Here is a 24910-nt window from a genome sequence, read left to right as displayed (position 1 = left end):
AACTATAAAATTTATGAATAAATATATTGTTCGGTTTATTCGTAAACTCTTTTCTGGAACCATTTATCAGCAAAATTAATTCCAACTTTTACGTTGAAGAAATTCTGTTGGATAAGATTGTTTTCTAACGTTCCTCTTCTACCAAATTCTAATCCTAAATCTATGCCGCTCATTCTTACCGCATTTGATTTTTCGAAAGGTAAAGTAACTCCAGCAGTGATTCCGTATTGGTTAATATTGGTTCCGTTTACGCTTAGATTTCCTTTTTCATAGAAAGCACCATATCTGTAAACTACACGGTTAAGATAGCTTCTGAAGTCATTATAATTTGGTAAATACCAACCACCTGCAGAAATTCTATAAGAATCTTGGTAAGTGAAAGGCTGTCCTAAAAACATGGTAGTAGAACCTTTCTTATAATCGATTTGAGCAGAAGCGAACCATTTTGCATCATGACCATAACCAATCCCTAAAGAAGCTTCTGTAGGAATAAGATTTTTGTCTTCGCTGGTTTTCTTTTCTATTTCGGTAACGTTTAATTTTTGGTCTAGATAATAGTAATAAGTACTGTTTAAGAACTGAGTTTTTACATTACCAGTGGTTCCAAAAGTATAAGTTGCACCTAAAGTAAGTTTTTTATCGTTTTTAAATTTTTTCTGATAGGTAGAACCTAGCGTAAAGTTGAAAGTTTTGATTTTATTAGAAGTTTCAAAACCATTGATGAGTTCTGCATTAGAATAAGCCAGTTCTTCTACATCTGATAATTTTCCGAAGTAGAAATTACTTCTTACACCTACTGCAAATTCTTTGTTTACTTGATAACCGAAAGCTGCTTGAATAGTACTTAGTGTACCTTCACCATAAAAGCGATTTGCTTTTACAGTACTGTCTGCAAGGATTTTAGAAGTGATAATGTCATATCTTTTAGAACTATACGGTTGATAACCAAATCCAAATTTCAATTTTTTAGAAATAGGGAAAGCTATAGAGATGTTAGAAAGATAATTAGAATGTTTATTAGCGCTTAATCCATTAAAATCAGATTTTAAAGATTGGTTCTCATTGGTCATTTGAACCCTGAAAGAAGTAAGCTCTAGATTGGTGTTTGCAGCTGGGTTTTTAAAATTAAAACTGTTGTTGAAATCCCAAATGTAAGCAGTGTTTATGCCGCCCATTGAACTGGTTTCTACAGAGTTATCATATTTTACTTCGCCGATACCAAATGCTGCATAAGGAGAATTACCTAAACTTTGCGCTTCTACACTTAAACCAACAGCAATGAAAGGTAAAAGAAAAATTCTTTTTATCATTATCTTTTTTAATTAATGCGCAAATATCTTAATTATTACTGAAACGTGAAAGTTAATAAGCGTTAAATTTCACAGGATTAAAGACGAATTTATCAGAAAATTCATTGAATTTAGCTCAAAATTGAAAAAACTTGTAGCATCTGTCTTTTCACTTTCCACCAAATTCTTATCTTTGAAACTATGAATTGGGAAGAAATTGTAGGACAAAAAAAAGTTATAGAAACGCTTAAAGATGCAATAGATAAAGAAAGAGTAGGGCATGCTCAGTTATTTATTGGTGAAGAAGGTTTCGGCGTTTTACCATTGGCTCTGGCTTATGCTAAAGAAATTCTCAAAAGAGAAAATGAACATGCTGCCTCTAAAGTAGAGCATCTCAATCACTTAGATTTACATTTTAGTTTTCCCGTTTTTACAGAAAAAAACAATTCTTTGAGTCAAAGATTGTTTGAGGATTTCAGAAATATGATTCTAGAAAATCCTTACGCTTCCATTAATGATTGGAATGAAGTTTTAGACGCTCAAAACAAGCAATTGTTTATTTCTGCTGATGAAGTAGATGCACTGAATCAGAAGTTTGCGCTAAAAAGTTTTGAAGGAGGAACTAAAATCCTCATTGTTTGGCGAGTAGACAAAATGAATGTTATTGCAGCCAATAAATTTTTAAAATTTCTAGAAGAGCCTCCCAAAAAGACGATTATTTTGCTTCTTGCAGAGAAAATAGACACCATTTTGCCTACCATTTTATCAAGATGTCAAGCGATAGAAGTGCCTAGAATTGATGACGAAAGTCTAGAGCAAGGAATCAGAAATCAATTTGATGTTTCCGAAGAAAAAATAAAAGAAGTGATTCACCAAGCGCAAGGAAATTACAATACCGCGCTACAATTGCTTCAAAATGATTCTGCGAATGAAGAATTTGAGGAACTTTTTATCGATTGGGTGAGAAACGCTTTCATGGCGAAAAAGAAACCAGAAGTTTTGAGAAATATCGTTTTGTGGGGAAGAAATATCGCTTCTTGGAACCGAGAAAAACAGAAAAATTTCTTAGATTTTTGTTCTGAGATGTTCAGATTAGCATTATTGCAAAATTATGATGCAGAACATTTGGTTTACAAACGTTTATCTAAAAACGGATTCAACTGGGAAGCGTTTACCAATTTTATTCACGGAGCTAATATTGTAGATATTTTGGAAGAAATCTCCGATGCTGATTTGCATCTTTATAGAAATGCAAATGCCAAAATTGTTTGGACAGATTTAGGCATAAAATTAACCAGATACATTCACCGAAGTGCATAAAAAAATCCCGAAATTTTCGGGATTTTATTTTTACTAAGCTGCTTTTTCTTTTTTAGCGGCACAACAAGATTTTTTGTCTTTGTTGGCTTCAGCTTTACAGTCTTTTTTGTCTTTAGAAGCGCACTCTTTTTTTTCTTTTGCGCTACATTCTTTTTTATCTTTTGCTGCGCAACAAGATTTTTTTGGTGTTTCTTGAGCCATTCCTAATGTAAATACTGATATGGCTAATACTGCAATGATTCTTTTCATATTTTTAGAAATTATTTTGTTGAATTTTATGCAATATTAGTAAAATTTGATAACATTTTAATAAAGTGATTTAAAAATCACCATTTTTTTCTTCTAACATATATAAAAGTGAAGATTACAATGATTCCCATCAAACCTAATGTAGCAAAGTAGCCATAAGGTTTTGTGATTTCTGGCATATACTCGAAATTCATTCCGTAAACTCCCGCAATAAAAGTAATAGGCAAGAAATAAACCGAATAAATGGCGAGCATTTTCATGACCTGATTGGCTTTTTGGTCAGAGAGTGCCAGAAACATGCTCATTAAGTTATTGGTTTGTAAATGCAAATGGTCGAAATCACTAATGGCATCTTTATAACTGTCTTTCAAGTCCTTTATTTCTACTGAATCTAGAGGTAGTTTTTCAAAAGAACTCACCCAATCTGATGAAAGATTCAGCACTTTCAGATTGAGTCCTACTTTTCTTTTGAAACGATAAAGCCTTTTCAACTGTGCAGAATTAGAAACGTTTTTTAGAAAAACTTCATTTTCCATTTTATCTAATTGGTCTAGAAGAACCTCGTTTTCTTGTTCAAAGGAAATAAATATTTTTTGTCCTAAATGAAGCGCTAATTGATAAGGAGTTTTAAAATTTTCTGGGTGAATTGCTATTTCTTTCAAAAGAGATTTTAGAGCATCGTTTTCTATTCTGTGTACCGTAAGAATGAGATTGTCTTTCAAGAAAATTCCCAATTTGGTACTTACATCACTTATGGTATTGAGGATGAGTCTTTCGGTAGAAGTATTTAATCTGGTTAAGAAAAATTTTAAATTGCCATTGTCTTCAAATTTTGGCAAGTGATTCGGGTCTATACAGTCTTCTAACCAATAGTGATTGATATCATATTTTTTAGAAATTTCGGCAATGTCTTCTTGCTTCATTTCTAAAATATCTATCCATTCATATTCTATGGTTTTGTGAAGTGTACTCTCTATCATGGTCTAATTGCGTTAATTTTATCAAATGTATAAATTTTTACAAATCTATAAAGACACATGAGTATATAATTATTTATGATACCCTATAATATATAATATTTATGACTCATGTTAATTATATGTTAAAAATAAAATCTTACTTTTGTACCCCACAAATTTTAAAAACTTTATGATTAAGAGTGTAATAAAAGGATATGGTTATTATGTTCCTGAGAATGTGGTAACTAATGACGATTTGTCTAAGTTGATGACTACTAATGATGAGTGGATTACGGAGAGAACAGGCATCAAAGAGCGCCGTCACAGAAAAAATAGAAATGACAGCGAAGAAACTACAGCGTTTTTGGCAAAAAAAGCAGCTGAAAAGGCTCTAGAAAAAGCAAATCTAACGGCTAAAGATTTAGATTTCATCGTTTTCGCTACTTTAAGTCCAGATTATTTCTTCCCAGGAAGTGGTGTAGTTTTACAAGAAATGCTAGGTTGTGATACCATCGGTGCATTAGATGTAAGAAATCAGTGTTCTGGATTTGTATATGCAACCAGTGTAGCAGATGCTTTTATCAAAACAGGAACTTATAAAAATGTATTGGTAGTAGGAGCAGAAGTTCACTCTTTTGGTTTAGATTTTACTGATGATGGTAGAGGTGTTTCTGTAATTTTCGGAGATGGAGCAGGAGCGATTATTCTTTCTGCGTCAGAAGATGAAAACGAAGAAGGTGTTTTAGCAGTAAACATGCACTCAGAAGGAAAATATGCTGAAGAACTAGCAGTTAAATTCCCGGGAACCAAATTAGGATGGATGGATAGAGTTCTTTACGAGCCAGAAGCTGTAGAAAGACAAGATATTTATCCAGTGATGAATGGTAATTTCGTATTTAAACATGCGGTTACCAGATTCCCAGAAACCATGATGGAAGCCTTAACTAAAGCTGGAAAAACTCCAGAAGATTTAGATATGTTCATTCCACATCAAGCGAATTTGAGAATTGCTCAGTTTGTACAACAGAGATTTGGTTTACCAGACGAAAAAATATTCAATAATATTCAAAAATACGGTAATACTACTGCAGCTTCTATTCCTATCGCACTATGTGAGGCTTTAGACCAAGGAAAAATTAAAAAAGGAGATTTGGTTCTTCTTTCAGCTTTCGGAAGTGGTTTCACTTGGGGAAGTGTACTTTTCAGATATTAATTTGATTAATCAATGATAATTAAGACCTTTCAGTATTTTCTGAAAGGTTTTTTTTTGTAACTAAAGTGACAAAATCGAAAAATAATTACCCTCTTTTTATTAATTTTATATGATATTTATCAAAATTGACAAATGTCAGCAAATAATAAAGGAATTTATTATAAAGTAGTTTGTAATTTTGTTCCAGAAATTATAAGAGAAAAATAACAAATTAATATATTATGGCTACAACAGCAAAAAATGAAAAGTATGTGTATTCCTTCGGTGGTGGTAAAGCCGATGGAAATGAGTCAATGAAGAATCTACTTGGTGGAAAAGGTGCTAATTTAGCAGAAATGGCAGGTCATAAAGATCTTAAACTACCTGTTCCTCCCGGTTTTACCATCACTACAGAAGTATGTACGTATTTTTACGATAATAAAAGACAATATCCTTCTACATTAGAAAAGCAAATAAAAGATGCACTTGCTCAAGTTGAAAAATTAATGGGCAAAAAATTCGGAGATGTTAAAAATCCTTTATTAATGTCTGTTCGTTCTGGTGCTAGAAAATCTATGCCAGGAATGATGGATACCGTTCTTAACATTGGTCTTAATGACGAAACTATCCAAGGTCTTATCGCAGAAAGCGGTGACGAAAGGTTTGCTTACGATGCTTACAGAAGATTGGTAATGATGTATGCAGACGTAGTAATCGAAAAAGCAGGTGGTATGGAACCAGCAAAAGGTATTGGTATCCGTAAAATCATGGACGAAAGATTAGAAGAAGTTAAAAAAGAAAAAGGCGTAGAATTAGATACTGATCTTTCTGCTGATGATCTTAAAAAATTAGTAAAAGAATTCAAAGCTTTAACTAAAAAACACCTAAAACAAGACTTCCCTGAAACTCCTTGGGATCAATTAATGGGAGGTGTAGGTGCTGTATTCGCTTCTTGGAACGGAAAACGTGCAATTGAGTACAGAAGAATCGAAAGAATTCCAGATGAATGGGGAACTGCTGTGAACGTACAAGCTATGGTATTCGGTAACATGGGTAATGATTCTTGTACAGGTGTAGCTTTCACGAGAAACCCAGGAAACGGTGAAAATAAATTCTATGGAGAATATTTAGTAAATGCTCAAGGAGAAGACGTAGTTGCAGGTATCAGAACTCCAGCTCCTATCAATCAATATTCTAAAAATGACCACAGTAAAAATTTAACTACTCTAGAGAAATTCATGCCAGAGCAATACAAAGAGCTTGATGAAATTCAACAAAGATTAGAAAAACACTACAAAGACATGCAAGATATAGAATTTACCATCGAAAAAGGTAAACTATACATGCTACAATGTAGAGTGGGTAAAAGAAATGGTGTATCTGCAGTAAAAATGGCTGCTGATATGTACAAAGAAGGAATGATTGATGCAGAAACTGCAATCCTTAGAGTAAATCCTAATCAGTTGGTAGAATTATTATTACCAATGTTCGACCCAGATATCGAAAAAACTCATAAAGTAATCGCTAAAGGTTTACCAGCTGGTCCTGGTGGTGCTGTAGGTAGAGTAGTATTCTCTTCAGAAGATGCTGTAGAATGGGCTTCTAAAGGAGAAAAAGTAATCCTAGTAAGAGAAGAGACTTCTCCAGAAGATGTAGATGGTATGCATAAATCTGAAGCAATTCTTACTACAAAAGGTGGTATGACTTCTCACGCAGCTTTAGTAGCTAGAGGTTGGGGTAAATGTTGTATCGTAGGATGTAGCGAAATCTCTATCCACGATAAAGAAAAATATTTTGTAACCAAAGACGGTAAAAAAATAAAAGAAGGAGATTGGGTATCTCTAAACGGTAGTAAAGGAACTGTTTACGAAGGTTCTTTACCATTAATTGATGTAGATTTAAATAAAAATCAATCTTACAAACAATTAATGACTTTAGTAGATAAATACAAAACAATGGGTGTAAGAACCAATGCTGATACACCTAAAGATGTAGAACAAGCAACTTATTTTGGAGCAGAAGGTGTAGGTCTTTTCAGAACTGAGCACATGTTCTACGGTGAAGGTAGTGATAAACCATTATTCTTATTAAGAAAAATGATCATGAGTGACACCGAACAAGAACGTAAATCAGCACTTAATGAATTGTTCACTTTCGTGAAGAGAGACATTAAAGCTACATTAGAAGTAATGAAAGGAAATCCAGTAACCATCAGATTACTAGACCCACCATTACACGAATTCGTACCTCACGATAAAGCAAAATTACAAGAGCTTTCTAAAGAGTTAGGTGTAAGTATGAGCATCTTAAACAGAAGAATCCTTGCATTACACGAAAACAACCCAATGCTTGGTCACAGAGGTGTACGTTTAGGAGTTTCTTATCCAGAAATTACCGAAATGCAAGTAAGAGCAATCTTCGAAGCTGCAGGTGAATTACAAAAAGAAGGTGTAAAAGCATTCCCAGAAATTATGATTCCTGTAACTTGCGGTAGACACGAACTTTCTCACCAAAAAGCAATCGTAGATAGAGTTTACGATGAAACTTTAGAGAAATTAGGAGTTAAAAAAATTCCTTACATGTACGGAACCATGATTGAGATTCCTAGAGCAGCACTTAAAGCAGATTCTATGGCACAAGTTGCAGATTTCTTCAGCTTTGGTACCAATGACTTAACTCAAATGTCTTTCGGTTTCTCTAGAGATGATATCGGTGGATTCTTACCTAAATATCTAGACCTTAAATTATTACCTGGAGACCCATTCGTATCTATTGACCAATCTGGTGTAGGCGAATTAATCAAAATCGGTGTAGAAAGAGGTAGAAAAACAAAACCAAACCTTAAAGTAGGTATTTGTGGTGAGCACGGTGGTGATGCAGATTCAGTGAAATTCTGTCATTCTATCGGTATGAACTACGTAAGTTGTTCTCCATTTAGAGTTCCTATCGCTAGATTAGCTGCTGCACAAGCTGCAATAGAAGAAAAAGCTTACGTTAAAAAATAATAAAGTTTTTTAGTTAACATTAGAAACCGCTACAGATTTTTCTGTAGCGGTTTTTTTGAACGTTTTTTTAGGTATTTTGAATAAAATAGCAGCCTACTTTTGATTCAGGTTCATAAAAGAAGTACAAATCACCGTCACCCCAAAAATTCATATTTTCATAATAATGTCTATAAAATTCATCTTTTGGATTTACATTAGTTCTCTCTGCATCTAAACCACCATTAATTTGAATTACAAATTTCATTTTTTTATTATTTTTTGGAGAAATAGGGTATTCAGGATATTGAATCCAAAAAGGGATTCCAGAATGACAAACTTCATTAAACTCAGTATTTTCCTTTAAATCAAATTTCAAACTTCTAAATACGATTTCAGAATTTTTATTTAAGTCTTCATCATATGCAGTAGTTGCAGAATCTATTTCTTCTCTATTAATTAGAATTGGTTTACTTGGGTCAGAATAATCAATGTATATTTTATCAAAATCAAGATAAATTGGACAAATTAAATGTATTTTATTTCCTAACCAACTAAAGTTTTTATCAGAATTATTGATAAAACCTAAATATTGAAATGGTACAACGCAATTATTCTCTGGAAATTCAAATTCTTCAGGTTTTTCTCCTCCTAATTGGTGGAGTCCATTTTTATTTTCAAAAAAGTTAAGTAAAGGATTATTATTAATTGCAGGTATGTTAATTCCAATTTCAGATTTCAATAAAAGCTTTTCAGTTTTAAATTCGCCATCATAATTGAAGGCTTTTTTTAGTGTTTCATTTTCAAAAATGAATTCTAAATATTCAGAAAAGTTTTTAGCAGTTTTCTCATCTGTCATTTGATTTTTAAAAAACTGATAACACTCTTCATCTCCATTGAACTCAATCTCTCCACCAAGAATGTATATACTTTTAGTTTTTTTTGAGGAAAAAAGTTTAGTAAAAATTGACATTTAGTTTTTTGATTTTATATAAGATTAAAAAAATTATTTTTCAAAAAAAGCAATAGAACTTCCAATCCAAATGGCATCTTTTTTATTGAAGTTTACATTCACCATATCAGCTTTTGTCATTCTCACGAGATTATCCATCAATTGAGGAGTTTCTGCGTCTTCTTTCCAAAGATAAAGCATTCTGATTTCTGCTTTAGAAAATTCACCATTAATGTCTTCAAAAAGTGATGCGTATTGTACTTTTCTTTGTAAAATATAGTTTTCTTTGTCTTCTATTTCTGCTAAAATTTCTGGAGTAGGATAGAGGTTTACACCACTTCCTGCAAAAGAAAATAGAGGTTTTAAAACGAAATTTTCTAGGTTTTCTGTCTCAGGGAAATCCACTAAAAAATAACTTTTTGGTACAAATTCGTGGTTGAGTTTTGGCAAAATAAACTTGGAAATCTTGAAAAACCAATTTGGGTGTGTAATCCATTTTACATCTAGTTCATCAGTAAATTGGAATTCAGTTTCTAGATTAGGATGTTGTTCTAGCTCATCAAAAATTACTCGGTTGTAAATTCTTTTGATTTCGATGAGGTTTCCATCTTTTTCGTAGAATAATTTTTTGCCTTGTTTCTTAATTTTAGTGATGCAAACGGTTTTTATGCCAAGGTATTTTTCGGTAAGATAAAAATCTATTTTAGTTTTTTGTTCTTCAGGGAAAATCTCTAGAAGAATTACATTTTCAGGACTTTCATCACCAATAATTACCTCTTTCAAAAACTGAATATATTCTGGTTTTGGGATACTATTTCTAAGTTCTTGTAAAAAAGGATAAATCTCCGAAATAGCACCTTCAAATTCTTCTTGATAAGCGTAAAGTGTAGGAAAAGCTTGTAATTCAATTAATTGCGGAACTACTTCTCCGTTTTCGTTTTTACAAATTCCAAAATCTATGGCAAGAAAATGAGGTTTTTCTGTATCATTGGGTACAAAAAGATGCTTTGGAATTGCTTTTTGTAATTCTTCATTACTGAAAGTTTTAACCTGAGAAATGATAGAATCACAAGCGTCCGTCAATTTATTTTTAAAATCTTTTGACAAGAAAATAGGACTTTCAGATTGCCTGAAACCATTGGTTGTTCCGCTGCTTTTTTCTAAAGTTTCTATCAGTTTTTGATATTTTTCTTGAGAAAACTCTTCGTTAAACTGTTTTCTATATTTTTGGATCATAGTGTTTTTGTTTTTTAACCACAAAAGAAACAAAAGAATTTTTTTGAAAATAAGTTTTTTCAAAAGAAAATAAAGAAGAATTAATTCTTTTGTAAATATTTGTTTTGGTTTGTTTTTTCTTCTTAAAAAAGAGCTAATTGCAGACTGCTTTTGCCGAAAGCTAAAGATTTAATAAACTAAAATTTCACTTTTTTTTTGAACTTGTTCTGCGGCGTGTTGTAAAAATCTTGGCAAAATCTGAGCTTGAGTTAATACAATTTTATCCTTATCATCTATTTTGTCAAGCGTTTCGTGGTATTTTTCTATGCCGTAATTTTCTATCATCGCTTCTTTGTTCGTTTCATCTTTCAGGTTTTCCATCATTCCAAAAGGATCTGCTTCTGGATGGAACTGTGTCCCGAAAATTTCATCAGAAAATCTAATCGCCATAATGGCTCTTTCTAAATGAACAACGTGCGGACGAAACTTCTCTATCGCTACCAATTTTGCACCTAAATTGTAGATAGATTCATAATTGGGTTCTATTAATTGATAAGCTCTAGAATCTACTGCAAAAAAAGGATCGGGTAAATTTTGGAACAAAAATTCTTCGTCTCCTTCGTCAGTTTTGTGGATGGGCATAATTCCGAAAGAATATGATCTTCTCTTGCAAACATTGCCAATTTCCCAATGGATACTCGCCAATTGGAAACTATGACAGATAAGGAATAAGAATTTTTTTTGTTCGTTTTCTTTATTAAAAGCGAGAATTTCATCTAAAAAATTAGAAAATTTTTCTTCCCATTCATAGCCTTCTTTGTGCGGAGTTCCTGGTCCACCAGAAGAGATAAAAATGTCAAAATCTGCTACATTTGGCATCTCATTTTTATAACGAACATCGAAATATTCAATTTTTACATCAAATTCAGAATTTTTCTGAAAAGCTGCCGAAATTTCGCGGATATTTCTCATTCCTTGGTTAGGATGATTGTTGTTCATATCTAGCAATGCCAATTTTATCTCTGTCATTTTTTTTGAATTTTTGCAAAAGTAAATAAAACTAATCGAATCTTAAAATAAACCAAATTCTGTTTCATAAATCATATAATCTACCACTTTCTTCAAATCGCCAGTTTCATTGTAAACTTTAATTTTTCTGTCTGCACCAGTTCCCATTTTTACAATTTCTCTCGCGTATTCTACTTCTTTTCGGCAGTCTAATTCATCTACTACATCGTCTATAAATTCTAATAATTCGTCTAAAATCTTTTCGTAAGGAACGGAAATTTCTTTCCCGAAATCTATCAATTCAGCATCAATTCCGTATCTAGAAGCTCTCCATTTGTTTTCATTAATTAAAATTCTTCTGTAATTTCTAAAACTGATGTTTTGCTGATGGAGTTTATAAATTTTAGCAACAATACATTGCATAATTGCAGCTAAACAAAGCGTTTCCTCAATTCTGAGAGGCATATCACAAATTCTGAACTCTATGGTTGGATAAATCGGGTGAACTCTAAGATCCCACCAGATTTTCTTAGCATTGTCAATGGTTCCTGTTTTAATTAAAATATTAACGTATTGTTCGAAATCTGCCCAAGAATTAAAATGACTAGGAATGCCAGTTCTAGGGAATTTTGCAAATATTTTTTGTCTAAAAGATTTAAAACCTGTATTTCTGCCTTCCCAAAATGGCGAACAAGTAGAAAGCGCATAAATGTGCGGTAAAAAATACCTCGCAATATTCTGAATTCTAATACCTTCTTCTCTGTTAGGAACGCCAACGTGAACGTGCAACCCAAAAATAAGATTAGAACGTGCTACATCTCCCATATCATTTACAATAATGTCGTATCTATCTTTGGTGGTGATGTTTTGCAGTTTCCAATCAGAAAAAGGGTGAGTTCCGCCTCCAGAAACTCTCAGGTTGTGTTTTTTGGCTAAATCTACCAGATTTCTTCGGAGAGAATACATTTCTTCTCTGGCTTGTTTTATATTTTCGCAGACACTGGTTTCCATTTCCACTACAGACTCGTGCATTTCGTTTTTGAGTTTTTCGTGGAGCAAAGATTGTGTACCGTCGATAATTTTAGAAACGTGAGAAACTAAATCTCTTGATTCTACATCTATAATTTGATATTCCTCTTCTATACCAATCGTAAATTTGTGTTTTTCTTCCATATGTTTTTGTGTTTTGAAAATAGTTTATTATGGTTTGAAAATTTGAAATTGTTTGAAGGTTTGAAATTGTTTGAAGTTGTTTGAAATTTGTAACTAAATCGAACTAAATCAAACTAAATCAAACTAAATCAAACAATTTCAAACCCTATTAAAATTTCCCTTTTACAAAATTTCCCCAATCAATATTTTGAGCACCATCTTTGTGTTCTTTTGCTTTTTCGATGGCGTATTTTGCTGCATTTTCTACAATCCAATCAAAATTGGCTTGTCCTACAGAATTAATGTCTGCATCTGGAGCTGGATTACAAAAATCAATCGCATAAGGAATTCCGTCTTTTACAGCAAATTCTACAGTATTGAAATCATAACCCAATGCTTCATTCATTTTTATCGTATAATCGTGAATGGTTTTTAAGATGTTTTCTAGTTGTTCCCCAGAATATTTCGATTCGGTTACATATCTTAAATGGTGCGGATTTCTAGGTTCATAAGGCATAATGTGAACGTATTTTCTACCCAAACAATACACTCTATAATAATCTTCAAAAACGATTTCCTCTTGAAGCATCATTACCAATTGCTCTGTTTCTGCGTGTTTTGCAAATAAATCATCTGGATTTTCTACTCTATAAACGCTTTTCCAACCGCCTCCTGCAAATGGTTTCATATACGCTGGGAAGCCAATTTCTGAAAAAATTTTCTCCCAATTAATTACTTGTAAGTTTCTGAAAGACTTTTCTGTAGTATCATCTGGTCTTTCGTAAGATGGCAAAAGGTACGTTTTAGGAACAGGAATCCCGATTTTTGTCATTAAGCAATTGTTAAAGAATTTTTCGTCTGCACTCCACCAAAAAGGATTGTTGATGACGTAAGTTCCGTTAAGCGCTGCATTTTTAAGATAAGCCCTATAAAAAGGCACATCTTGTGAAATTCTGTCGATAATTACGGCGTAACCATAATCTTCGCCTTGGTTTAGTTCATTTATTTGAACAGCTTCAGCTACTACTTCGCCGTTTCCTAGCTGGTTTACTCTGTGTATAAATGCCCACGGAAATGTATCTTCCATTCCGAATAAAATTCCTACTTTTTTCATAATATGTTTGTTTTTTGTTTTTTTTGTTTGAAAGTTTGAAATTGTTTGAATTGTTTGAGGGTTTGAATTGTTTGAAAGGTTGAAAAAATTGTTTTGTTATTATCAATCAAACTACATCAAACAATTTCAAATCTTTTACCCGAAAAACGTTCCCATAAATTTAGGGAAAACCATTCTCCAAAGTGGCCAATCGTGTTTTATCCATTTTTGTTCGTCATACCAATGGTTAATTCCTTTTGAACCTAATATTTTAGACATTCTGATGTTTTTGTCTAAGCAAATATCTTCATCTGATGTGCTTAAAACAATGTGCATATGATTGTATTTCCAACCTTCATCATTCGGTAAAAATTCTTCTGGACAATTGAAATAAACCAACATATCTTGATAATAGTCAACTAAACTTCTGCAAGAAAAAGCACCAGAAAGCGAAAATAAATGCGAAACCACATCTGGAAATCTAAACGCAAAATTAGCAGCGTGGAAACCTCCAAAACTTGCTCCTGCAACTGCAACTCTATGGCAACTGTGCATTTTTTGGATAAAAGGAACAAATTCTTGAATCAAGAACTGAACGTATTGTTCGTAATTCCAAATTCTCTGTTGAGGATTGAGCCAATTAGCATATAAATTTTCGTTGTCAAAAGTTTCTACATTGTACAATTTAACTTTCCCAGAATCTACCAGAAACGAAATACTGTCATTCAACCCGAAATCGTGATTTTGGGTATATTGTCCTTTAGAAGTAGGAAACATTATCACAGGATAACCGTAAGTTCCTGTCACTTCTATTTTTACGTCTCTGTTTAAAATATGCGAATAATATTTGTGATGTTCTATGTGCGACATATATATGGTTTAAATTGTTTAAATTGTTTGAATTGTTTGAATTTGTTTGAGGGTTTGGAGTTTATAACTAAATCTAACTATATCAAATTATATCAAACAATTCAAACTAAAATGAACTTTTGGTTATGTGGTTGGTTTATCTTTTGGAGGCATTATACTCAAATGTTTTTCTACAATAATTTTGGCAGCATTTTCTAGAAGTTCATTTAATCTTTCTTTTTCTCCAGATTTATAAACCAAACCTACGTGATAATCAATCGGTAACGTTTTTACCAATTCTTCAGTGGTAAAATCTTGTAAATCAGGGTGTAAGTCTTTAGCTAAAGAAATAATTAAACCAGCGTAGAAACCAGTTGGTTCTGCAATTTTGTAGGGTTCGTTATTAATGAGAGCGTTTTCTATTTTTGCCCATTCTCTCCAAATATTAATTCCGGTAGAAGCTTCTACCATATCAGGAATATGAGCGCCACCAACTCTAGACGAAGTTTCTAGAAAATAGTATTTTCCGTCTTCTTTTCCGCGAATAAATTCGGTGTGAGTAGCTCCATTTACCAATCCGAATTTCTCTAAAACTTGAGAGTTGATTTTCTCTAAAGCTTTGTATTCATCGGAATAAGTGCCTAAAGTTTTGGTGCGAAAAACGCCACCTTCGTGCGAAACTTCCATTGGTGTATTGAGGTATTGCGAACAAGAAGTAAACACAATTTCCTTTTTGTAAACCAAAGAATCTACGTGGAAAACATCTCCTGGTTTGAAGGTTTCTAGTAAAAATTTATAACGTTCTTCGCCTAGATTATTTACAATTTCCCAAAGTTGTTCCGTAGAATGAATTTTTTTAATTCCACTAGCTGAAGCTTCTGAACGAGGTTTTAAAACCCAAGGAGCTGGATGATTTTGGGTAAATTCGTGTAAAATTTCATCATTAAAAATAGCGGTAAAAGCAGGAATATTAATGCCCGAATCTTTCGCCATTTGTCTCATTGCCAACTTATCACGAAAATATCTGTGCGTGGTTTGTCCCATTCCCGGAATTCTGAATGTTTCACGAATCATCGCAGCTTTTTCTACATCGAAATCATCTAAAGCCACCACAGAATCGATTTTATTATTTTTCATTAAATATTGAAAACCTTGAACCAAATGATCCAAATTCCAAGTAAAAGGTTCGGTTTCTGGCATATAGTAAACCTCGTCTATTGCGTGCCACGGCCAATTTTTTTCTTTTAAATTTTCCGAAGTGATGAGAATGACTTTAATGCCGAGCTTTTTGCACTCGTCCATAAAATCATATCCTTTATAATAACTTGAAATGCAGACAAATGTGTTCATATTTTTATTTTGTTTGAAATGGTTCGAATCTGTTCAATTTTCTCAAACTTCTAATGTTTCCAAAAATTCTGTTAATAATTCTACTCCGTAACCAGTTGCGGCTTTTTCTTTGGTATAAGAAACATTCCCGAAAGCTACTCCAGCAATGTCTAGATGTGCCCAACTTGAGTGATTTTCTATAAATTGTTCTAAAAATTTAGCCGCTACAATACAATCTCCGAAAGGTTTCATCGAAATATTTTTATAATCTGCCACATCAGAAGAGATTTCGTCTTTCCAAATGTCCCAAAGTGGTAGATTCCAAAGCCTTTGATTGGTTTTGTCACCCGCATTTTCTAGAGCATTTTTTAAATTTTTATCATTGCTAAAAAGCGCTCCACAAGTATAACCGAACATTCTCACCGAACTTCCTGTAAGTGTTGCTAAATCTAGTAAAATATCTGTTTTATAATTTTTAGACAAGTACGAAAGTCCGTCTGCAAGTGTCATTCTACCTTCTGCATCGGTGTCTAGAACTTCTATGGTTTTTCCGTTATAAGCCTTAATTACATCGCTTGGTAAATACGCATTGTTGGCAATTGCATTGTCAGTTATTGGTAAAATAGCGATAATATTTACTTGCGTTTTTCTTTCCGCAGCGGTAATTAATGCTCCGATTACGGCAGTTGCACCACCCATATCAGATTTCATATAATGCAGATTGGCAGAAGGTTTTATGGAAATTCCGCCCGTGTCGAAAAGTACACATTTTCCTACTAAACCTATGGTTTTAGCATTTTCATTTCCGCAGTTGTATTCTAAAATGGTAAAAGCTGCTTCTTGGCTACTTCCTTGATTTACAGATAGAAACGCGCCTAAACCCAGTTCTTCACATTTTTTTCTATCAAAGCAAGAATATTTTAAGCCATATTTTTCTGAAATATTTTTTAAAAACTCTGAAATCAGAGGAACTTTTTTGTAATTGGCAGGCTTATTAAGCCAATCCATCGCTGCGAATTGTCCGTTGCAAAGCGATAATGTGTTTTTAGAGATATTTTCTGTAAAATTATCAAATTCTAATGAAAAATCATCATTAAAAAAGATGTGATTTTGAGAAAAAGGATATTCGTACGTTCCTAAAAATAAACCTTTTACAATGCTTTCTTTTTCTAGATTTTCTGATAAAAGCAAGGTAGGAGTTGCAGAAATTTTATTTCGAAAATCATAAGCAAATTTTTGTGCAACAGATTTAATTTCGTGGTTTTCGGCGGTTGATTTTCCTATGCCGATGAGAAAATGGATGGTTTCGTCTTTAATTATAACAAAGGTTTCATTCTTTTTTCCGCTGAAGAAAAGAGAAGTGTTTTTATCAAAAATATCTTTTTTAGTTTCCCAAGTTTCTTCAGAAAAAAACTCGAAAATCTGAGAATAATTTTTATCGGTTTTTGATTGTATGTTGATTTTTTCTATCATTTTTTGTTTCAAATAATTAGAATTTAATAAAATTAATTTTCTGCGATTTCTTTTTTCGCAATTTTAGTAGGATCTTCTTTGCTGTCGAAAAACAACCATTCCATTGCTCTAGGAAATTCTTGAGACCAATAAAATTCGTTGTGTTCACCTTCAGAATTAATGCTTACTTTGGTTTCAAAATCAAGCGATTGCGTTTTCTCCCAGTTCATTAAAGCATCTTCAAAAAGATGAATTCTTTCCACCATTTTAGAGCCTTCTTTTTCGCCTCCGTATAAATAAACTTTGGTTTTATAATGATTACTGAAATTTAACAATTGAAAATTATTTTCAGGATTTAACCAAAGCGACGGCGAAAAAATCAATAATTTAGAATACACTTCAGGATACAAAAAACCACCATAAATACTGATTAAAGCGCCAAGAGAACTGCCACCAATTCCTGTAAATTCTCGCTCTTGTTTGGTTCTATAGACAGAATCTACATAAGGTTTCAGCGTATCTGTTACAAATCTGATGTATTTTTTTCCTTCTGCATTGTCTGTAAGCGAAGATTTATCTAAAATATATTCCTTAATTCTGTCATCTTTTCCGTTTTCTATGGCGATGATAATGATGTCTCCACGTCCGTATTCAGAGAGAATAGAGAGTTTTTTATCAATTTCCCAGTTCCCAAATTCAGAGCCTTCATTAAACAAATTTTGTGCGTCTTGAAGGTACAAAACAGGATATTCTTTATCTGTTTTATGATAATCAAAAGGTAAAAGCGCCCAAACTTTTCGGGATTTATTGAGTTGTGGCATAAAAAACTTCTCCGAAATCAATTCTACAATCGGGAAAAACTCTTTTTTGAAAGGTCCCCAATTCAGTCTCCATTTTTCAACCGAATTTTGACTGGTTTTTTCAGATTTTTCAATTTTTCTGTTGGGTGTTACATTTCCGTATCTGTCAATTTCTACGCTTTCCCAACCTCCTTTTGTAAATTTGAATTCTATATTTTCGGATAAATTTTCGTCATTAATTTCAATAAAATATAAATCTTCTATTTTATCATCTTTTTCTAAAACATAATTCGGGTCTTTAGGATTCCAATCATTGAAATTTCCTGTTATATATATAGGTCTTTCATCAATTTCCGCACTTCTTAAATAAAACTTCATAAATATTTTTTTCCTATATTCATTATTAAAGACTAAATTTAAAAAAAAATATTGAATCACAAAATTTAAAATAAAATATTGAATCACAAAATTTAAAATAAAATACTTAAAGAAAACTTTCTTTCATTATTAAATTTGAGTTAAATGTTTTTATTCTTTGAAAATGTTAATTTAATTAAAAGAGTTGTGTTTTTAATTGCTTTAATCAAGAATTTTTTTTAAATTGCTAAAGAAATTTTTCTTAATTTCAATTTTTGAATTCACCAAATAAACAAATGAAAATATGTTTCATCAAGTAGAACCATTTACACTCTTTACTGATTTTGATATTCATCTTTTCAGGGAAGGAAAACACTTTAATCTTTACGAAAAAATGGGCTCTCATAAAGTTCAAAAAGAGGGTAGAAATGGTGTTTACTTTTCGGTTTGGGCGCCAAATGCTAAGGAAGTTTCTGTAATTGGAAATTTTAATGGTTGGGATTCTCAGGCACATCAATTGCTTTGGCGATGGGATGGTTCGGGGATTTGGGAAGGTTTTATAGAAGGCTTAGATTTTGGTGTGATTTACAAATATGGCATTCAAACATATAGCGGTGCTTATTTAGAAAAAGGAGATCCTTATGCTTTAAAGTGGCAACAAACCATTCAAGCTGCTTCTATTGTAGATACTACTTTCTATGAATGGAAAGACAAACAATGGATGAAAAACCGCCATCAAAAAAATTCTTTAGAATCTCCTATTTCGGTTTATGAAGTTCATTTGGCTTCTTGGATGAGAGGAACAGATGATCCTAACCGTTTTTTCACGTACAGAGAAATTGCAGAAAGACTCGTTCCTTATGTGAAGGAAATGAATTTTACACATGTAGAATTTATGCCTGTGATGGAATATCCTTTCGATCCAAGTTGGGGCTACCAAATTACTGGTTTCTACGCAGCGAGTTCTCGTTTTGGAACGCCACAAGATTTAATGTATTTAATAGAAGAATTACACAAAAATGAAATTGGCGTAATTCTCGATTGGGTTCCTTCCCATTTTCCGGGAGATGCGAATGGTTTGCATTATTTTGATGGAAGTTTTCTCTACGAACATGAAGACCCAAGAAAAGGATTTCACCCCGATTGGAAATCCCACATTTTCAACTACGGAAGAAACGAAGTAAAATCTTTCCTAATTTCCAATGCTTGTTTTTGGCTCGATAGATATCATGCAGATGGTTTACGTGTAGATGCAGTTCGTTCTATGCTTGAGTTAGATTATTCTAGAGCAGAAGGAGAATGGGAACCAAATAAATATGGAGACAATAGAAATCTAGAAGCGATAGATTTCATCAAAGAAATGAATACAATTGTTTATAGAGAATATCCAGATATACAAACTATTGCAGAAGACAGCAGTGATTTTCCTAAGGTTACCAAACCTATTTATGATGACGGATTAGGTTTCGGAATGAAATGGATGATGGGTTGGATGCATGATACTTTAGATTATTTCGAAGAAGATCCTATTGCTAGAAAATATCATCATCATAAACTCACTTTCAGTACCATGTACATGAATAATGAAAACTATATGTTGCCATTATCTCATGACGAAGTAGTACACGGAAAAAGCAGTTTGATTTTTAAAATGCAGGGTGATGAATGGCAAAAACATGCCAATTTAAGAGCATTGTATACCTATATGTACACGCATCCAGGTAATAAATTGCTTTTCATGGGTGGTGAATTCGGGCAAACTCACGAATGGGATTTTAGCCAAAGTTTAGATTGGCATCTTCTACAATATCCTATACATCAAGGATTGCAGAATTTTGTGAAAAATTTGAATACGGTTTTCAAATCAGAAAAAGCACTTTACGAGAATAATTTTAATCCATACGGTTTTGAATGGATTGAAGCAGATGATGCAGATAATTCTATCTATGTTTTTCTAAGAAAAGGAAAATCTGAAAATGAAGTGCTCATGTCTGTATTGAATCTTACTCCTAGAACTTTCGATTATAAAATTGGGATAGAAGAAGGAACAAAATGGGAAGTGATTCTTAATTCAGATGATAAAGAATTTGGAGGAAGTGGAGTAGTTCCAGAAATCAAATGGTACGAAGAAACTCCATGGAATAATAAACCCAATTCTATGATTGTTACTTTGCCTCCGCTTTCAGGAATTATTTTAAAACAAACGGAGAAAACTAAAAAGAACCAAGCAAAAAGCAAATAATAACTTATAATTTATAACTTATAACTCAAACTTAAGATGAAAGTTTTCCATTTAAGCGTAGAATGTTTTCCGGTAGCTAAAGTAGGCGGTTTAGCAGATGTAGTAGGTGCGCTTCCTAAATACCAAACCAAAATGGGAATTGATGCCAAAGTAGTAATGCCTTGGTATAATAAACCATTTGTAAACGAAAACGAATTCGAAGTAGTTTTTGATGGTTTTATTCATCAGATTCATCACATGTACCAAGTTTTGGTCATGAAAGAAAAACATAATGTTTTAGGATACGAATTGTATTTGGTGAAAATTCCTGGATTGCTAGATAGAGACCAAGTGTATGGTTATTTTGATGAAAGTCAACAGTTTATAGCGTTTCAGCATGCGGTTTTGCATTGGCTTTCTGCAATGGAAATTCGTCCGGATGTCTTACATTGTCATGATTATCATACCGGTTTAGTTCCGTTTATGGTAGAACATTGTCAAGATTTTGACTTTTTAAAAGGCGTAAAAACCGTAGGAACCATTCATAATGGGGAATATCAAGGAACAATGGATTGGCAAATGTCTAATTATATGCCACGTTTTGACGCTTGGAAATGGGGACTGCTCGATTGGAACGGAAGAATTAATCCTTTAGCAACTATGATTAAGTGTTGTCATGAATTTACAGCGGTTTCTCAAGGTTATATGCGTGAGTTGTTTGAAGATGCGCAAGGATTGCAAGATTTAATCAGACAAGAACACAGAAAAGCACATGGAATCATTAATGGAATAGATACAGAAGTATGGAATCCTATGACGGATATAATGCTTAACGATCATTATTCTAGAGAGAACTTTGAAGAAGGAAAAGAAAAAAATAAAAAATGGCTTTGTGAAGAATATGGTTTGAATCCAGAACTTCCGCTTTTTGCTTTTATTGGAAGATTTGCGGGCGAAAAAGGAGCAGATATGTTGCCAGATATTGTAAGAAGGAGTATTTCTGAAACCGAAGGCGCTTTAAATATTCTCATTTTAGGTTCTGGAAATCCTCAAATAGAAAATACACTGAAACAACTTCAAGAAGAATTTCATGTGAATTTTGCGATGGATTTAGGATACAAAGAAGCTTTGTCACACAAGATTTATGCAGGAGCAGATTTCTTACTAATGCCTTCTCGTGTAGAACCTTGCGGATTGAATCAAATGTATGCCATGAGATACGGAACTATCCCAATTGTACGTTATACAGGTGGGTTAAAAGATACCGTAACAGATATTTCTTCAGGAGGTTATGGTTTAAATTATACCTTCCCGGGAACTGATGATGCTGTACATGCCATCAAAAGAGCGCTGTATTTATATGATGATAAAGAAGAAATGCAAAATTTACGAAAAACAATAATGAATTTGGACTTTTCTTGGCAGAAATCTGCAGAAAATTATGTAAATTTATATCGTAAAAATTAAATAGAGTTTCTTTTAAGGAAGTCTATTTTCGCTTTTTATAAAATTTCAAAATAAAACTACAAAATATATGAAACCAAGTGTTATTTCTATTGTTTTAGGAGGAGGTAGAGGTAGTAGGCTATTTCCACTTACAGATAAGCGTTCCAAGCCCGCAGTTCCCATCGCAGGGAAATACAGATTAGTAGACATTCCTATTTCTAATTGCCTTAATTCTGGCTTTAATAGAATTATGGTGCTTACTCAGTTTAACTCGGCATCGCTTAATTCTCATATCAAAAATACTTTCCATTTTGATATTTTTAGCAAAGGTTTTGTAGATATTTTAGCAGCTGAACAAAGCACAGATAACGAAAATTGGTATCAAGGAACAGCAGATGCAGTAAGACAATCTATGCGTCATTTAGACAAATATGATTATGACTACATTCTAATTCTTTCTGGTGACCAATTGTATCAGATGGATTTCAAAGAAATGATAGATTTCCACATCGAAAATGGTGGAGACATCACCATTGCTACCATTCCTGTAAACAGTAAAGATGCTACTGGTTTTGGAATTTTAAAAGCCAATGACGAAAACCAAATCACCTCTTTCATAGAAAAACCATCTGCAGACGTTTTACCAGATTGGACTTCTGAGGTTTCTGATGATATGAAGCAACAAGGTAGAGATTACCTTGCTTCTATGGGAATTTATGTGTTTAATAAAAAGGTCTTGAGAAAAATGTTTGAGGAAGACAAAGGTGATGACTTTGGCAAAGACCTCATTCCAAATGCAATCAATAACGGATATAATACGCTAAGTTATCAATACGAAGGTTATTGGACAGATATAGGAACCATCGGTTCTTTCTTCGAAGCGAATATGGATTTAACCAATGAATTGCCAAAATTCAATATGTTTAGCAATTCACCTATTTATACCAGACCTAGAATGTTGCCGCCTTCTAAAATCAATGGTTCTTTTGTAAATAAAGCCATTTTTGCAGACGGATGTATTATTATGGCAGATAAAATAGAGCATTCACTCATTGGGAACAGAACCAGAATAGAAAAAGGAAGTACCGTCATTCGTTCTTATATCATGGGAGCAGATTACTACCAAAATTCTGAAGACATGGCAGAAAATGAAGCTAAAGGCATTCCAAACATTGGGGTTGGTAAATTCTGTTACATAGAAAATGCTATTTTAGATAAAAATTGTCATATTGGGAATAACGTAAGAATTATCGGTAGCAAACATTTACCAGATGGAGATTTCAAAACCCATTCTATAAAAGACGGAATAATCGTGGTGAAAAAAGATGCCATCATAAAAGATGGAACAGTGATACCATAGAGTTTTTTTATTTTTAGGAAATCGGGCTTGTAATTTTTTTGCAAGCCCGATTTTTAATTCTAAATTTGCTCAACTAAAAATTAAACAAATGAAAAAAATCAAATTTTTATTCACCGTAATGGCTGTTTTTTTTATGAGTCAAGTTGTTTCTGCACAAACTAGCGAATGGAAAGAAAAAACAGAGTTTCATAAAATCATGAGCCAAACATTTCATCCCGCGGAAGAAGGAAATTTTGCACCGATTAAAAGCAGAATAGATGAAATGGAAACCAAAGCAGTTGCTTTCAAAAACTCAGAAATTCCAGCAGATTTTGGAAATAAAGATGCTATTAAGAAATCTTTGAAAAAATTAGTGAAAGAAACGAAAGTTTTCAATAAAAAAATTAAGTCTGGAGCATCAGATGAAGCCCTTAAAAATGATTTTATGGCTCTTCATGATACATTTCACACCATTATAGGTCTTTGCAAAGCAGAAGACGAGCACGAACATTAATCTATAATTATATGTAATGAGTAATCTTCAAAAGATACAATTTGCTGGTTACTCATTATTTTTTAACCTATATTATGCGTTGGTATAAATTTGTAATTTATATAAGTATCTTTTTGTTTTCGGTGTATGCCGTTTCTATGCTTTTTGTAGAAGAAAGCAAAAGTTTTACCATTGAAAAAGAAATCAATTATCCTATTGACAAGGTTTTTCCTCAGTTTAATAATTTGCAGAATTTCACGCAATGGAATGAATTTTTTGTTTCAAAAAAAGATTACACTTTCGCATATTACACACCTTATGAAGGTCAAGGTTCTTCTTTGAACTATCAGAATAAAAAAAATGAATCTGATTATGGTGATTTTTTTATTCGTTATGAAAATCCTTTTTCTACGCTAAAATATCAATTGTTCGAAGGGAAAAACGTTAATCCATACAGTATTAATGTAAAATTTGTTCCACAAGGAAATAAAACCAAAGTCATTTGGTTTGTTCATACGCCTAGATTGCCATTTTTGAAACGTTCGCTTAATCTGCTTTCAGAAGATTTCGTAGCAGGAAATATAGACCAATCTATGGTGAATCTATCTCAACTCTTGAGTGGAAAAGTAGACAAAGAAATTTTACTTTCTAAAATTAAATATGATACACTCATGGTCGAAAAACAAGACGGCCAGTTGCTTTTGGGAATCAATGTTTCGAGTGTGAATAAAAAAGGAGATTTAATCAAAAATATAGAACTGAATCACAATAAAGTCATCAGTTTGGTAACCAAAGATTTAGGTAAAAAGGAAGATGAATTTGGAGTTCCGGTTTTAATTACAGAACCAGGAAGTTATAAAGACAAAGAGGTTTCTTATTTCTATGGAGTTCCCGTGAAAAAAAGAGAAGGACTTTCTGATAATAATTTCAATTTCCGCACTTTGAATGCTTCGGAAAACTATATTATGTATTACAAAGGGAGATATGAAAATAGAATAAAAGTGATTGCTCAACTCTTGCAAAAAGCTCAAAAAGATAGCATGAGAAATGGTCAGTTACAAGAAACTTTCATAGAAGCTCCGAATGCAAAAAAAGAAGTGACCATAAAAATTTCTTTGCCGGTTTATAGATAGTTCAAAATTCTCATTTTTAACTACTTTTTAACAAATTTTAATTTTATTTAACGATTTTTTAGATTGCATAGATTTTTATTA

The 24910-nt window shown here is 32.7% G+C and carries 20 protein-coding genes; 8 read left to right on the top strand and 12 right to left on the bottom strand.

The genetic code is table 11. The annotated features are described in order from the left end of the window. Positions 1 to 35: 35 nt before the first annotated feature. Positions 36 to 1307 (bottom strand): hypothetical protein, encoded by a 1272-nt coding sequence (locus tag KKQ76_RS06550; RefSeq protein ID WP_394369378.1) that lies wholly within the window; start codon positions 1305 to 1307, stop codon positions 36 to 38. Between the two features lie 183 nt (positions 1308 to 1490). On the opposite strand from KKQ76_RS06550, the gene KKQ76_RS06545 reads away from it, so the two are divergent. Then, complete coding sequence (locus tag KKQ76_RS06545; protein ID WP_213196356.1) at positions 1491 to 2609, top strand: DNA polymerase III subunit; 1119 nt, start codon at positions 1491 to 1493, stop codon at positions 2607 to 2609. 33 nt (positions 2610 to 2642) lie between these two features. Here the strand turns inward: KKQ76_RS06545 and KKQ76_RS06540 are convergent, their stop codons facing one another. Both KKQ76_RS06540 and KKQ76_RS06535 read right to left on the bottom strand, forming a co-directional pair. After that, on the bottom strand, positions 2643 to 2858 hold the full coding sequence (locus KKQ76_RS06540; protein WP_069797345.1) for a hypothetical protein: 216 nt from the start codon (positions 2856 to 2858) through the stop codon (positions 2643 to 2645). A gap of 77 nt (positions 2859 to 2935) precedes the next feature. Beyond that, positions 2936 to 3838, bottom strand: a complete 903-nt coding sequence (locus KKQ76_RS06535) for a CorA family divalent cation transporter (RefSeq protein WP_213196354.1) — start codon at positions 3836 to 3838, stop codon at positions 2936 to 2938. Positions 3839 to 4007: 169 nt separating this feature from the next. On the opposite strand from KKQ76_RS06535, the gene KKQ76_RS06530 reads away from it, so the two are divergent. Both KKQ76_RS06530 and ppdK read left to right on the top strand, forming a co-directional pair. Continuing rightward, on the top strand, positions 4008 to 5030 hold the full coding sequence (locus KKQ76_RS06530; protein WP_213196351.1) for a 3-oxoacyl-ACP synthase III family protein: 1023 nt from the start codon (positions 4008 to 4010) through the stop codon (positions 5028 to 5030). A gap of 221 nt (positions 5031 to 5251) precedes the next feature. Then, complete coding sequence (gene ppdK, locus KKQ76_RS06525; RefSeq protein WP_213196350.1) at positions 5252 to 8014, top strand: pyruvate, phosphate dikinase; 2763 nt, start codon at positions 5252 to 5254, stop codon at positions 8012 to 8014. A gap of 67 nt (positions 8015 to 8081) precedes the next feature. Here the strand turns inward: ppdK and KKQ76_RS06520 are convergent, their stop codons facing one another. The 9 genes from KKQ76_RS06520 to KKQ76_RS06480 all read right to left on the bottom strand — a co-directional run bounded on the left by KKQ76_RS06520 (position 8082) and on the right by KKQ76_RS06480 (position 18218). Beyond that, the gene (locus KKQ76_RS06520) at positions 8082 to 8963 is read right to left on the bottom strand and encodes a hypothetical protein (protein WP_213196347.1); all 882 of its coding nucleotides are present in this window, start codon (positions 8961 to 8963) and stop codon (positions 8082 to 8084) included. A gap of 33 nt (positions 8964 to 8996) precedes the next feature. Next, a complete protein-coding gene (locus tag KKQ76_RS06515) occupies positions 8997 to 10178 on the bottom strand; it encodes a hypothetical protein (protein WP_213196346.1) in 1182 nt (393 codons plus the stop codon). Positions 10179 to 10346: 168 nt separating this feature from the next. Beyond that, complete coding sequence (locus KKQ76_RS06510; protein WP_213196345.1) at positions 10347 to 11186, bottom strand: type 1 glutamine amidotransferase; 840 nt, start codon at positions 11184 to 11186, stop codon at positions 10347 to 10349. Positions 11187 to 11228: 42 nt separating this feature from the next. Then, the gene (locus KKQ76_RS06505) at positions 11229 to 12338 is read right to left on the bottom strand and encodes a carboxylate-amine ligase (protein ID WP_213196344.1); all 1110 of its coding nucleotides are present in this window, start codon (positions 12336 to 12338) and stop codon (positions 11229 to 11231) included. A gap of 148 nt (positions 12339 to 12486) precedes the next feature. Next, positions 12487 to 13434: an ATP-grasp domain-containing protein gene (locus tag KKQ76_RS06500; RefSeq protein ID WP_213197484.1), complete on the bottom strand. Its 948-nt coding sequence runs from the start codon at positions 13432 to 13434 to the stop codon at positions 12487 to 12489. Between the two features lie 132 nt (positions 13435 to 13566). After that, positions 13567 to 14280: an alpha/beta hydrolase-fold protein gene (locus KKQ76_RS06495; protein WP_213196343.1), complete on the bottom strand. Its 714-nt coding sequence runs from the start codon at positions 14278 to 14280 to the stop codon at positions 13567 to 13569. A 123-nt stretch (positions 14281 to 14403) separates the two neighbouring features. After that, a complete protein-coding gene (locus KKQ76_RS06490) occupies positions 14404 to 15609 on the bottom strand; it encodes an ATP-grasp domain-containing protein (protein WP_213196342.1) in 1206 nt (401 codons plus the stop codon). A 42-nt stretch (positions 15610 to 15651) separates the two neighbouring features. Continuing rightward, entirely contained in the window at positions 15652 to 17061 is a 1410-nt protein-coding gene (locus KKQ76_RS06485; protein WP_213196341.1) for a leucyl aminopeptidase family protein, read from the bottom strand. 32 nt (positions 17062 to 17093) lie between these two features. Next, positions 17094 to 18218: an alpha/beta hydrolase-fold protein gene (locus KKQ76_RS06480; protein ID WP_213196340.1), complete on the bottom strand. Its 1125-nt coding sequence runs from the start codon at positions 18216 to 18218 to the stop codon at positions 17094 to 17096. A 283-nt stretch (positions 18219 to 18501) separates the two neighbouring features. Between KKQ76_RS06480 and glgB the strand changes: the two genes are divergently transcribed. The 5 genes from glgB (at position 18502) to KKQ76_RS06455 (ending at position 24829) form a co-directional block, all read left to right on the top strand. Further along, complete coding sequence (gene glgB, locus KKQ76_RS06475) at positions 18502 to 20439, top strand: 1,4-alpha-glucan branching protein GlgB (protein ID WP_213196339.1); 1938 nt, start codon at positions 18502 to 18504, stop codon at positions 20437 to 20439. Positions 20440 to 20475: 36 nt separating this feature from the next. Continuing rightward, positions 20476 to 21885, top strand: a complete 1410-nt coding sequence (locus tag KKQ76_RS06470) for a glycogen synthase (RefSeq protein ID WP_213196338.1) — start codon at positions 20476 to 20478, stop codon at positions 21883 to 21885. A 67-nt stretch (positions 21886 to 21952) separates the two neighbouring features. After that, positions 21953 to 23224 carry a glucose-1-phosphate adenylyltransferase gene (locus KKQ76_RS06465; protein WP_213196337.1) on the top strand — a complete coding sequence of 424 codons (1272 nt, stop codon included), beginning with the start codon at positions 21953 to 21955 and terminating at the stop codon, positions 23222 to 23224. Between the two features lie 88 nt (positions 23225 to 23312). Then, positions 23313 to 23717 (top strand): hypothetical protein, encoded by a 405-nt coding sequence (locus KKQ76_RS06460; RefSeq protein ID WP_213196336.1) that lies wholly within the window; start codon positions 23313 to 23315, stop codon positions 23715 to 23717. 74 nt (positions 23718 to 23791) lie between these two features. Further along, on the top strand, positions 23792 to 24829 hold the full coding sequence (locus KKQ76_RS06455) for an SRPBCC family protein (protein WP_213196335.1): 1038 nt from the start codon (positions 23792 to 23794) through the stop codon (positions 24827 to 24829). The last annotated feature ends 81 nt before the right edge of the window (positions 24830 to 24910 follow it).

The sequence above is a fragment of the Cloacibacterium caeni genome, from assembly GCF_907163105.1.
Classification (GTDB): Bacteria; Bacteroidota; Bacteroidia; order Flavobacteriales; family Weeksellaceae; genus Cloacibacterium; species Cloacibacterium caeni_A.
The sequence above is the reverse complement of the archived record's forward strand: the minus strand, read 5'-3'. Positions and strand labels throughout refer to the sequence as shown.

What these genes read in the sequence shown, in the direction of transcription:
- KKQ76_RS06460 (WP_213196336.1), top strand. Translation starts at nt 23,313, where the DNA reads ATGAAAAAAATCAAATTTTTATTCACCGTAATGGCTGTTTTTTTTATG.
- KKQ76_RS06510 (WP_213196345.1), bottom strand. Translation starts at nt 11,186, where the DNA reads ATGACAGAGATAAAATTGGCATTGCTAGATATGAACAACAATCATCCT.
- ppdK (WP_213196350.1), top strand. Translation starts at nt 5,252, where the DNA reads ATGGCTACAACAGCAAAAAATGAAAAGTATGTGTATTCCTTCGGTGGT.
- KKQ76_RS06485 (WP_213196341.1), bottom strand. Translation starts at nt 17,061, where the DNA reads ATGATAGAAAAAATCAACATACAATCAAAAACCGATAAAAATTATTCT.
- KKQ76_RS06490 (WP_213196342.1), bottom strand. Translation starts at nt 15,609, where the DNA reads ATGAACACATTTGTCTGCATTTCAAGTTATTATAAAGGATATGATTTT.
- KKQ76_RS06540 (WP_069797345.1), bottom strand. Translation starts at nt 2,858, where the DNA reads ATGAAAAGAATCATTGCAGTATTAGCCATATCAGTATTTACATTAGGA.
- KKQ76_RS06535 (WP_213196354.1), bottom strand. Translation starts at nt 3,838, where the DNA reads ATGATAGAGAGTACACTTCACAAAACCATAGAATATGAATGGATAGAT.
- KKQ76_RS06495 (WP_213196343.1), bottom strand. Translation starts at nt 14,280, where the DNA reads ATGTCGCACATAGAACATCACAAATATTATTCGCATATTTTAAACAGA.
- KKQ76_RS06505 (WP_213196344.1), bottom strand. Translation starts at nt 12,338, where the DNA reads ATGGAAGAAAAACACAAATTTACGATTGGTATAGAAGAGGAATATCAA.
- KKQ76_RS06515 (WP_213196346.1), bottom strand. Translation starts at nt 10,178, where the DNA reads ATGATCCAAAAATATAGAAAACAGTTTAACGAAGAGTTTTCTCAAGAA.
- glgB (WP_213196339.1), top strand. Translation starts at nt 18,502, where the DNA reads ATGTTTCATCAAGTAGAACCATTTACACTCTTTACTGATTTTGATATT.
- KKQ76_RS06480 (WP_213196340.1), bottom strand. Translation starts at nt 18,218, where the DNA reads ATGAAGTTTTATTTAAGAAGTGCGGAAATTGATGAAAGACCTATATAT.
- KKQ76_RS06520 (WP_213196347.1), bottom strand. Translation starts at nt 8,963, where the DNA reads ATGTCAATTTTTACTAAACTTTTTTCCTCAAAAAAAACTAAAAGTATA.
- KKQ76_RS06455 (WP_213196335.1), top strand. Translation starts at nt 23,792, where the DNA reads ATGCGTTGGTATAAATTTGTAATTTATATAAGTATCTTTTTGTTTTCG.
- KKQ76_RS06470 (WP_213196338.1), top strand. Translation starts at nt 20,476, where the DNA reads ATGAAAGTTTTCCATTTAAGCGTAGAATGTTTTCCGGTAGCTAAAGTA.
- KKQ76_RS06545 (WP_213196356.1), top strand. Translation starts at nt 1,491, where the DNA reads ATGAATTGGGAAGAAATTGTAGGACAAAAAAAAGTTATAGAAACGCTT.
- KKQ76_RS06465 (WP_213196337.1), top strand. Translation starts at nt 21,953, where the DNA reads ATGAAACCAAGTGTTATTTCTATTGTTTTAGGAGGAGGTAGAGGTAGT.
- KKQ76_RS06530 (WP_213196351.1), top strand. Translation starts at nt 4,008, where the DNA reads ATGATTAAGAGTGTAATAAAAGGATATGGTTATTATGTTCCTGAGAAT.